The sequence below is a fragment of the Serratia sp. HMSC15F11 genome (assembly GCF_001808215.1).
In the GTDB taxonomy this organism is placed as follows: domain Bacteria; phylum Pseudomonadota; class Gammaproteobacteria; order Enterobacterales; family Enterobacteriaceae; genus Serratia; species Serratia nevei.
The window spans coordinates 1-9,317 of record NZ_KV792396.1 but is presented as its reverse complement, the minus strand read 5'-3'; the positions used below and the strand labels follow the sequence as shown (position 1 = coordinate 9,317).

11 protein-coding genes are annotated in these 9,317 nt (G+C 57.3%); 5 read left to right on the top strand and 6 right to left on the bottom strand.

Translation table 11 applies throughout. The features are described 5' to 3' along the window. Positions 1 to 27: 27 nt before the first annotated feature. The 5 genes from mscL to def form a co-directional block, all read right to left on the bottom strand. The gene (mscL, locus tag HMPREF3138_RS03370) at positions 28 to 444 is read right to left on the bottom strand and encodes a large-conductance mechanosensitive channel protein MscL (protein ID WP_025304493.1); all 417 of its coding nucleotides are present in this window, start codon (positions 442 to 444) and stop codon (positions 28 to 30) included. A 136-nt stretch (positions 445 to 580) separates the two neighbouring features. Continuing rightward, on the bottom strand, positions 581 to 1,957 hold the full coding sequence (gene trkA, locus HMPREF3138_RS03365) for a Trk system potassium transporter TrkA (protein WP_004929716.1): 1,377 nt from the start codon (positions 1,955 to 1,957) through the stop codon (positions 581 to 583). A 55-nt stretch (positions 1,958 to 2,012) separates the two neighbouring features. Next, positions 2,013 to 3,302, bottom strand: coding sequence for a 16S rRNA (cytosine(967)-C(5))-methyltransferase RsmB (rsmB, locus tag HMPREF3138_RS03360; RefSeq protein WP_038871742.1), 1,290 nt, complete (start codon positions 3,300 to 3,302; stop codon positions 2,013 to 2,015). Positions 3,303 to 3,374: 72 nt separating this feature from the next. Beyond that, entirely contained in the window at positions 3,375 to 4,319 is a 945-nt protein-coding gene (gene fmt, locus HMPREF3138_RS03355; RefSeq protein WP_038871741.1) for a methionyl-tRNA formyltransferase, read from the bottom strand. 17 nt (positions 4,320 to 4,336) lie between these two features. Beyond that, entirely contained in the window at positions 4,337 to 4,846 is a 510-nt protein-coding gene (def, locus tag HMPREF3138_RS03350; RefSeq protein ID WP_015379260.1) for a peptide deformylase, read from the bottom strand. Between the two features lie 133 nt (positions 4,847 to 4,979). On the opposite strand from def, the gene dprA reads away from it, so the two are divergent. Genes dprA through aroE form a run of 5 tightly spaced genes read left to right on the top strand, consistent with a single transcriptional unit; the run spans position 4,980 to position 8,524 of the window. Beyond that, entirely contained in the window at positions 4,980 to 6,101 is a 1,122-nt protein-coding gene (dprA, locus tag HMPREF3138_RS03345) for a DNA-protecting protein DprA (RefSeq protein WP_038871740.1), read from the top strand. Further along, positions 6,073 to 6,546 (top strand): DUF494 family protein Smg, encoded by a 474-nt coding sequence (smg, locus tag HMPREF3138_RS03340; protein WP_033650013.1) that lies wholly within the window; start codon positions 6,073 to 6,075, stop codon positions 6,544 to 6,546. Before dprA ends, smg begins: the two co-directional genes overlap by 29 nt. A gap of 25 nt (positions 6,547 to 6,571) precedes the next feature. Then, positions 6,572 to 7,117, top strand: a complete 546-nt coding sequence (locus HMPREF3138_RS03335; protein WP_019456195.1) for a DNA topoisomerase family protein — start codon at positions 6,572 to 6,574, stop codon at positions 7,115 to 7,117. Between the two features lie 7 nt (positions 7,118 to 7,124). Beyond that, positions 7,125 to 7,694 (top strand): L-threonylcarbamoyladenylate synthase type 1 TsaC, encoded by a 570-nt coding sequence (gene tsaC, locus HMPREF3138_RS03330; protein WP_038871738.1) that lies wholly within the window; start codon positions 7,125 to 7,127, stop codon positions 7,692 to 7,694. A gap of 11 nt (positions 7,695 to 7,705) precedes the next feature. Beyond that, positions 7,706 to 8,524, top strand: a complete 819-nt coding sequence (gene aroE, locus HMPREF3138_RS03325; RefSeq protein WP_038871771.1) for a shikimate dehydrogenase — start codon at positions 7,706 to 7,708, stop codon at positions 8,522 to 8,524. A 38-nt stretch (positions 8,525 to 8,562) separates the two neighbouring features. Here the strand turns inward: aroE and HMPREF3138_RS03320 are convergent, their stop codons facing one another. Further along, on the bottom strand, positions 8,563 to 9,105 hold the full coding sequence (locus tag HMPREF3138_RS03320; RefSeq protein ID WP_038871735.1) for a gamma carbonic anhydrase family protein: 543 nt from the start codon (positions 9,103 to 9,105) through the stop codon (positions 8,563 to 8,565). Between the last annotated feature and the right edge of the window lie 212 nt (positions 9,106 to 9,317).

Genomic DNA, 9,317 nt, shown 5'->3' with positions numbered 1-9,317 from the left:
TTTTTATTGGCATAACCAAACTTTGTTTTACAGTTTTGGCTGCTGTTGCTGGCTCAGCAAGTCACGGATTTCCGTCAGCAGTTTCTCTTCTGCAGTAGGTGCTGGCGGCGCTGCCGGCGCTTCTTCCTGCTTGCGGCGCATTTTGTTCATCAATTTAATCGCCAGGAAGATGGCGAAGGCGACAATCACGAAGTCAAACACGGTTTGGATGAATGAACCGTAATTCATTACTACCGCCGGCACGGCGCCCTGAGCTTCACGTAATACCAGATGGAACTGTTTAAAGTCGACACCACCGATCAGTAAGCCCAGTGGCGGCATGATGATATCGGCCACGAATGACGAAACAATCTTGCCGAATGCAGCACCGATAATCACACCGACGGCCAGATCGACCACGTTGCCACGCATGGCAAATTCGCGAAACTCTTTCAACATACTCATAGAACGCACCCCTTGCAGAATTAATAACTCAAGTTTAACAAAGCAATTTCCCTTTGCCACAAAAGGAGAGAAGTTTTATCTCCCCCAAGGCAGAGAACAACCACGCGATTATAGACCATCGCCAAATAAATTCGTTCTACAAGAAGAACGGGCTTGGTTGGAACAAGCGTTCAACGTCCGGCACGAATTTCTTGTCGGTAATAAACATGATGACGTGATCGCCCTGTTCGATTTTGCTGTTGCCATTGGCGATGATAACGTCGTCGCCACGCACGATCGCACCGATGGTGGTACCTGGTGGCAGCTTGATGTCTTCGACGATGCGGCCGACCACTTTGGAGGTGCTTTCATCGCCGTGGGCAATCGCTTCGATCGCTTCCGCCACGCCGCGGCGCAGTGACGAAACGCTGACGATATCCGCTTTGCGCACGTGCCCCAACAGGGCGGAGATGGTCGCCTGTTGGGGGGAAATGGCAATATCGATCACGCTGCCTTGCACCAGATCGACATAGGCGCGGCGCTGGATCAATACCATTACCTTCTTGGCGCCCATGCGCTTGGCCAGCATGGCGGACATGATGTTGGCCTCATCGTCGTTGGTGATAGCGATGAAGACATCCACTTGCTCGACGTGCTCTTCGGCCAGCAGCTCCTGGTCGGAGGCATCGCCGTAGAACACGATGGTATCGTGCAGCTGCTCGGCCAGTTCGGCGGCGCGCTGCTGGTTTCGCTCGATAAGTTTGACGTTGTAGTCTTTTTCCAGCTTGGCGGCCAGGCCGGCGCCGACGTTGCCGCCACCGACGATCATGATGCGCTTATACGGTTTTTCCAGCCGCTGCAGTTCGCTCATCACCGCGCGGATGTGTTGTGATGCGGCGACGAAGAAGACTTCATCACCGGCTTCGATAATGGTCGAGCCTTGCGGCCTGATCGGTCTGTCCTGGCGGAAAATTGCGGCGACGCGGGTGTCGATATGTGGCATGTGTTCGCGCATCGAAGAGAGCGCATTGCCGACCAGCGGGCCACCGTAATAGGCTTTAACCGCGGCGATGCTGACCTTGCCTTCGGCGAAATTGACCACCTGCAGCGCGCCGGGGTATTCAATCAGCTTGTAGATATAGTCTATGACCAACTGTTCCGGTGAAATCAGATGATCGATCGGCACCGCTTCCGGCAGGAACAGTTTCTCCGACTCGCGGATATATTCCGGCGCGCGGATGCGGGCGATACGGTTGGGGGTATTAAACAGAGAATAGGCGATCTGGCAGGCGATCATGTTGGTTTCGTCGGAGTTGGTGACGGCGACCAGCATGTCGGCGTCTTCCGCGCCGGCTTCACGCAGCACCCGAGGGTGGGAGCCGTGTCCCTGAACCACGCGCAGATCGAATTTATCCTGCAGCTGACGCAACCGGCCGGAATCGGTATCGACGACGGTGATATCGTTGTTTTCACCCACCAGATTTTCCGCCAGCGTCCCGCCAACCTGACCGGCACCAAGAATAATTATTTTCATCGTGTTCTCTGCTTCACACTGAAAGACTTAGGGCGCGCACGCACGCCCCGAAGCATTACATTTTAATCAGCTTAGCGTAAAAGAAGCCATCGCCGTCCTCGGGATGCGGGATATTCTGCCGCCCTGGCCGCTGCGCATCGCCGGTTTCAACCAGCTTGGCATCGGTGTGGCGCTGCAAGAACGCAGCGATCTGACTGCTGTTTTCATCCGGCAGGATAGAGCAGGTGGCGTAAACCATCACGCCACCCGATTTCAGATGGGGCCAGACGGCTTCCAGGATGTCGGCCTGCAGCGCGGCGAGTTCGGCGATGTCGCGATCGCGGCGCAGCCATTTGATGTCGGGGTGACGGCGGATCACGCCGGTGGCGGAACAAGGTGCGTCCAGCAGGATCCGGTCGAACTGCTTGTCACCGCACCATTGCTGCGGGGTGCGGCCATCACCCAGCTTAACTTCGGCATGCAAACGCAGGCGCTGCAGGTTTTCTTTCACCCGCGCCAGGCGCTGTTCGTCGATATCGACCGCCATGACGTGCGCTTTCGGCGCCGCTTCCAGAATATGCGTAGTTTTGCCGCCAGGCGCGGCGCACAAATCGAGGATCTGTTCTCCGTCTTGCGGATCCAATAGATCGACACAGCCCTGGGCTGAGGCATCTTGCACGGTGACCCAGCCGTCGGCGAACCCAGGCAGATCGGTCACGGCGCAAGGCGCCAGCAAACGCACTGCATCGGCATAGTCTGCGTGAGGTTCTGCGGCGATGCCGGCGTCGGTCAACAACTGCAGATAAGCTTCCCGAGTGTGATGCAGGCGGTTGACGCGCAGCCACATCGGTGGCTTCTGGTTATTGGCGTCGACAATCTGTTCCCAGTTGGCGGGATAGGCTTGTTGAAGGCGTTTCAGCAACCAGCTCGGGTGCAAATAGCGGCTGTCATTGTTGGCGGCGCGCTGCAGCAGCTCTTCCTGCTGGCGCTGGAATTGCCGCAAGACGCCGTTAATCAGGCCTTTCAACTGCGGGCGTTTCAGCGCTACCGCGCCCTCTACGGTTTCCGCCAATACGGCGTGCGCCGGGATACGGGTATACAGCAGCTGATACAGGCCGACCATCAGCAAATAGTGCAGCGTACGCTGCTTGCCGGTCAGCGGCTTGGCCATCAATTGCTGAATGCACCATTCGAGCTGCGGCAGCACGCGCAGCGTGCCGAAACACAGTTCCTGCAGCAACCCGCGATCTTTATCGCTGATGGTGGTTTGGAGCACGGGCAGGACGGTGCTGAGCGACTGCCCTTGATCCAGCACCTGGCCGATGGCTTTGGCAGCGATGCTGCGGAGATTGTAATTATTTTTCATAGGCTGAAGCTGATAACGATCGGCATTAAGAAAATAACGGCCCGGCGATGAACGGCCGGGCAGTGGGGTGACTTACAGCCGGTTACCCGGGGTAAACCATTCACGACGTGAATTTAAAAGGTCTTGCGCCGACATCGGTTTCTTGCCGGCGGGCTGCAGTTGGATCAGATTGAGGATACCGTCGGCGGTCGCCACCTGAATGCCGTGCTTGTCGGCATGGACAACGGTGCCTGGCTCCGCGTTGGCGTTTTGCGCCAGTACGCTGGCTTGCCACACTTTCACCGGTTGATCGTCGATGGTGAAGTAGCTGACCGGCCAAGGGTTGAAGGCGCGGATACAACGCTCCAGCTGAGCGGCGGACAGATTCCAGTCCAGACGGGCTTCTTCTTTGCTCAGCTTCTCTGCGTAGGTGACCAGTGCGTCGTCCTGCACTTCGCGGGTGGCGCTGCCGTCTGCCATTTGGCGCAGCGTAGTCAGCATACCCTGCGGGCCGAGCTGTGCCAGCTTGTCGTAGAGACTGGCGCTGGTATCGCTGCTCTCAATCGGGCAGGTAATCTTGTGCATCATGTCGCCAGTATCGAGGCCGACGTCCATTTGCATGATGGTCACGCCGGTTTCGCTGTCGCCGGCCCAAAGCGAACGCTGGATCGGTGCCGCGCCGCGCCAGCGAGGCAGCAGCGAGCCATGTACGTTGATGCAACCGAGACGCGGCATATCCAGCACCGCCTGCGGCAGGATCAGCCCATAGGCAACCACCACCATCACGTCGGCGTGGAGATCGGCCACCAGGCGTTGGTTCTCTTCGGGGCGCAGCGATTTGGGCTGGAAGACCGGCAGTTGGTGTTGTTCAGCCAGCACTTTGACCGGGCTTGGCGTCAGCTTGTTGCCGCGGCCCGCCGGGCGGTCGGGCTGGGTAAAAACGCCGACAATCTGGTGCTCAGATGACAACAGCGCGTCAAGATGACGCGCTGCGAAGTCTGGTGTTCCGGCGAAAATAATCCGTAAAGAGTCAGACACGTTGATTTCCTGATCGGTTAGGCGCGGGCTTGAAGCTTGGCCATTTTTTCCAGTTTCTGACGAATGCGCTGACGCTTGAGCGGCGACAGGTAATCGACGAACAGTTTACCCATCAGGTGATCCATTTCGTGCTGGATGCAGATCGCCAACAGATCGTCCGCTTCCAGCTCGAAAGGTTTGCCTTCGCGATCCAGTGCACGGATCTTCACCTGCGCGGCACGGGGTACCAACGCACGCTGTTCGGGAATGGAAAGACAGCCTTCCTCGATGCCGGTTTCGCCGCTTTTTTCCAGCAGTTCCGGGTTGATCAGCACCAGGCGCTGATCGCGATTCTCGGAGACGTCGATCACGATAATGCGCTGATGGATATCCACCTGAGTCGCAGCCAGGCCAATGCCTTCCTCTGCGTACATGGTTTCAAACATATCATCCACGATGCGCTGGATATCTGCATTGACTTCTTTTACCGGCGCTGCGACTTTGCGCAGACGCTCGTCTGGGAAATGTAATACCTGCAAGACTGACATATATCTTTAGATCTGTATCCGAGTAATGAACGAGGTTTAACCTCTATTCTAGACATTTCCCAGCCTGATTGACAGCATTGCGCACCAATTGCTCAGATTGGTAATACCACCGTTTTTGCTGAGGGAATAGACGATGCGGCCGGAAGAGATCGCTTTACGGATGCGAGGGGTAACGGGGCTGCAGAGCGTTGTGGCCAGCCGGATCGTGCGGCAGCTATCGCAAATGGGGTGCGAGCCTCGCCGCGTGCTGCATGAGCTGGGGTTGAACGAACGGCAGCAGACGCAGTTCAACCAGGTGGATGCGGCTTATTTGGCCGCGACCCTGCGTTGGCTGGAGGATCCGGCACACCTTATGCTGAGCTATGGAGCGGCCGGCTATCCGGAACGCCTGGCCCAGATCGACGATGCGCCGCTTTTTCTGCTGATCGAGGGCGATCCTCAGGCGTTGCTGCGCCCGCAGCTCGCCATGGTTGGCAGCCGGCAGTTCAGCCACTACGGCGAGCGTTGGGCTAACCATTTTGCCGAGGAATTGGCGCGTTGCGGTTGCACCATCACCAGCGGTTTGGCGATCGGCATCGACGGCATTTGCCATCGCGCAGCGCTGGCGGCCGGTGGGTGCACGGTAGCGGTGTTGGGCAGCGGACTGGCCAATGTTTATCCACGCCGGCACCGCAGGCTCGCGGAGCAGATTGTCGAGCAGGGCGGAGCGGTGATTTCAGATCATTTGGTCACCGATTTGCCTCTGGCCGACCATTTTCCGCGCCGCAACCGCATTATCAGCGGGCTGAGCCAGGGCGTTCTGGTCATAGAAGCCTCGTTGCGCAGCGGTACTCTGGTGACGGCTCGCTATGCGCTGGAGCAGGGACGTGAAGTGTTCGCCTTGCCGGGGCCGTTGGGGAACCCGATGAGCGAGGGTACACATTGGCTGATCCAACAGGGCGCGCACCTGGTCACCGGGCCGAAAGATATCGCAGAATTGCTGGGAAGCAGCCTTCACTGGCTGCCACTGAACGAAAATACAACTATTTGTGCGTCGCAGGCTGAAGTTGAATTGCCATTTGCCGATGTGTTGGCTAACGTAGGAGATGAGGTGACACCTGTTGACGTCGTCGCTGAACGTGCCGGCCAACCTGTGCCAGTGGTGGTAATCAAGTTACTCGAACTGGAGTTAGCAGGCTGGATCGCAGCTGTACCCGGCGGCTATGTCCGAATAAGGAGGGCAAGCCATGTTCGACGTACTCATGTACTTGTTTGAAACTTATATCCACAATGAACCAGAGATGCGCGTCGATCAGGATCAACTGACTGATGATCTCGCTCAGGCGGGGTTTCATCGGGATGATATCTACAACGCGTTGAATTGGCTTGAGAAGTTGGCTGACCTGCAAGAAGGTCAAAATGCGCCTTACTTTATGGATGCCGATCCGCTGGCGATGCGGATCTACACTGAAGAGGAAAGCGCGCGTTTGGACGCCGGCTGCCGTGGTTTTCTCCTGTTCCTGGAACAGATTCAGGTATTGAACCTCGAAACCCGTGAAATGGTTATCGACCGCGTTATGGCCTTGGATAATGCGGAATTCGATCTCGAAGATCTGAAATGGGTCGTGTTGATGGTGCTGTTTAATATCCCCGGATATGAAAGCGCCTATCAGCAAATGGAAGAACTGTTGTTTGAAGTGAACGAAGGTTATCTGCATTGAGCCGATAACGCGCATAGAAGACGTTATGACAAAAAACGCGATTTTTGCCGCCAGGCAAAATGAACCCTGTCCGGAATGCGGGGCCGAGCTGGTGATCCGTAGCGGTCGCCACGGCCCCTTCCTCGGCTGTTCCCAGTACCCTGAATGCCAATATATTCGCCCGCTGAAAGCGCAGGCCGATGGGCATATCGTCAAAGTGCTGGATGGGCAGCAGTGCCCGAAGTGCCAGGCGACGTTGGTGCTGCGCCAGGGGCGCTATGGCATGTTTATCGGTTGCAGCGATTATCCGCAGTGCGATCATACTGAAGTGATCGATAAGCCTGACGAAACCGCCATTACCTGTCCGCAGTGCGGTCAGGGCAAACTGCTGCAGCGTAAATCGCGCTATGGCAAGGTTTTTCACTCCTGCGATCGTTACCCGGAATGCCAATTTGCCCTCAATGTTAAACCCGTCGCCGGTGAATGTGCCTATTGCCATTATCCGCTGCTGATGGAAAAGCGCACGGCAAAAGGCCCCGTCCTGTGCTGTGCCAGCAAGCTGTGCGGAAAACCCGTCGCGACTACAGAATAATCACATCATGAACTCAGAATTAAGCCCGAACCTTGTATCTATCATCGATGCTTTGCATCAACAGCAGGTGATTGCCTATCCTACCGAAGCGGTATTCGGCCTGGGGTGCGATCCCGACAGCGAACAGGCGGTCAATGCGCTGCTGGCGTTGAAACAGCGGCCGTGGGAAAAGGGGCTGATTCTGATCGCCGCCGACTATGCGCAGCTTAAGCCTTATATCGACGACAGTGTGCTCAGCGAACAGCAGCGCGCGACGATGTTCGCCAGCTGGCCTGGGCCGGTAACCTGGGTGTTGCCTGCTCGCCCGGAGACGCCACGTTTACTGACCGGGCGTTTCAGCTCGCTGGCGGTGCGCGTTAGCGATCACCCGTTGGTGCAGCAGCTGTGTCGGCAGTACGGCAAGCCGCTGGTATCGACCAGTGCCAATCTCAGTGGGTTGGAGCCGTGCCGCAGTGCGGATGAGGTCACACGACAATTCGGCACTGCTTTCCCGGTATTGGCCGGCGAGGTGGGTGGCCGTCTTAATCCTTCCGAAATCAGAGATGCTCTGACCGGCGAACAGATCCGTCAGGGCTAGAGGTAATGGGCATGGAGAAGTTTGCGGTATTTGGCAACCCTATCGGTCACAGCAAGTCGCCGCGAATTCATGCGCTGTTCGCTGCCCAGACTGGCATTGAGCATCCTTATGGAGCGGTGTTAGCGCCGTTGGACGGTTTTGAAACCAGCCTGCAGGCGTTTATCCACGCCGGAGGGCTGGGGGCGAACGTCACGGTGCCTTTCAAAGAGCGTGCTTATGAGCTCGCCTCCGAGCTGAGTGAGCGTGCAGCGATGGCCGGGGCGGTCAATACCCTGAAGGTATTGCCGAATGGCGGTCTATTGGGGGATAACACCGACGGCATCGGTTTGCTGACCGATCTACAGCGTCAACAATTGATCCGGCCGCAGGATCGCATTCTGCTGGTGGGCGCCGGCGGCGCAGCGCGCGGCGTGATCCTACCGCTGCTGTCTTTCGGCTGCCGGCTCACGATCGCCAACCGCACCTTCAGCCGAGCTCAGGAGTTGGCCCACGCTTTCCGGCATTTGGGGGAAATCTCGGCGGCGCCGATGGATCAACTGGATCAGCAAGCGTTCGATCTGGTGATCAATGCGACGGCGTCCGGCATCAGCGGGGAGATCCCGGCCTTGCCCGCGGGCGTAGTCAACGTGCAAACCCGTTGCTATGACATGTTTTATCAGCAGGGCGTCACGCCATTCCTGGCCTGGGCGCAGCAGCGGGGGGCAACCGAATATGCCGATGGGCTGGGTATGCTGGTGGGGCAGGCGGCGCATGCTTTCCTGCTTTGGCACGGAGTGATGCCAGAGATCGAGCCGGTATTGCGCCAGCTGCGCAGCGAGCTGGCGGCATAAATCCTACCCCGTTCTCTTTATAGGGAACGGGGCGCCCATCAGATATCTTCCGACAGGTATTCGTCTTTCCAGCGTACATAGTTGTTAGAAGAATAAAGCAATCCCTCCAACTCGGCGGCGGTCAACGGCCGAACCTGGCGTGCCGGGCTACCCATATAAAGATAGCCGCTCGCCAGGCGCTTGCCCGGCGCCACCAAACTGCCGGCGCCAATCATTACGTCGTCTTCTACTACTACACCGTCCAACAGGATCGATCCCATACCGACCAGCACTCGGTTGCCGATGGCGCAGCCGTGCAGCATCGCTTTATGGCCCACGGTCACGTCTTCCCCAATCAGCAGGGGAAAACCGTCGGGGTTGTGTTCGGAACGGTGAGTCACATGCAGTACGCTGCCGTCCTGAATATTGCTGCGCGCGCCGATCTTTACCGCATTGACGTCGCCGCGGATAGCGACCAGCGGCCAGATGCTGACGTCATCCGCCAGATCGACGTCGCCGATCACGACGCTGGAAGGATCGATCAAGACGCGCTGACCGAGTTTGGGGGTGTATTGAAGATAAGAACGTACTGCATCGGACATAATGCTGCCTCACGTCGGGATCATATTTACCGGCAATACTAGACTCTGACGATGGAATTACAACCAACGACAGCGCCGGATCCTGCGGAAAATGGCCCTGATCGCACAAGATCCACCCGGAAGGGCTGAAAAGTGTGCAAACAGAAAGAAAAGATCAAAAAAGGGGTTGTGCAAAAAACTCGGATCCCTATAATGCGCCTCCATCGACACGG

Coding starts and splice junctions, on each gene's coding strand:
- HMPREF3138_RS03335 (WP_019456195.1), top strand. CDS start 6,572: ATGACAAAAAACGCGATTTTTGCCGCCAGGCAAAATGAACCCTGTCCG.
- def (WP_015379260.1), bottom strand. CDS start 4,846: ATGTCAGTCTTGCAGGTATTACATTTCCCAGACGAGCGTCTGCGCAAA.
- aroE (WP_038871771.1), top strand. CDS start 7,706: ATGGAGAAGTTTGCGGTATTTGGCAACCCTATCGGTCACAGCAAGTCG.
- dprA (WP_038871740.1), top strand. CDS start 4,980: ATGCGGCCGGAAGAGATCGCTTTACGGATGCGAGGGGTAACGGGGCTG.
- trkA (WP_004929716.1), bottom strand. CDS start 1,957: ATGAAAATAATTATTCTTGGTGCCGGTCAGGTTGGCGGGACGCTGGCG.
- mscL (WP_025304493.1), bottom strand. CDS start 444: ATGAGTATGTTGAAAGAGTTTCGCGAATTTGCCATGCGTGGCAACGTG.
- smg (WP_033650013.1), top strand. CDS start 6,073: ATGTTCGACGTACTCATGTACTTGTTTGAAACTTATATCCACAATGAA.
- tsaC (WP_038871738.1), top strand. CDS start 7,125: ATGAACTCAGAATTAAGCCCGAACCTTGTATCTATCATCGATGCTTTG.
- rsmB (WP_038871742.1), bottom strand. CDS start 3,302: ATGAAAAATAATTACAATCTCCGCAGCATCGCTGCCAAAGCCATCGGC.
- HMPREF3138_RS03320 (WP_038871735.1), bottom strand. CDS start 9,105: ATGTCCGATGCAGTACGTTCTTATCTTCAATACACCCCCAAACTCGGT.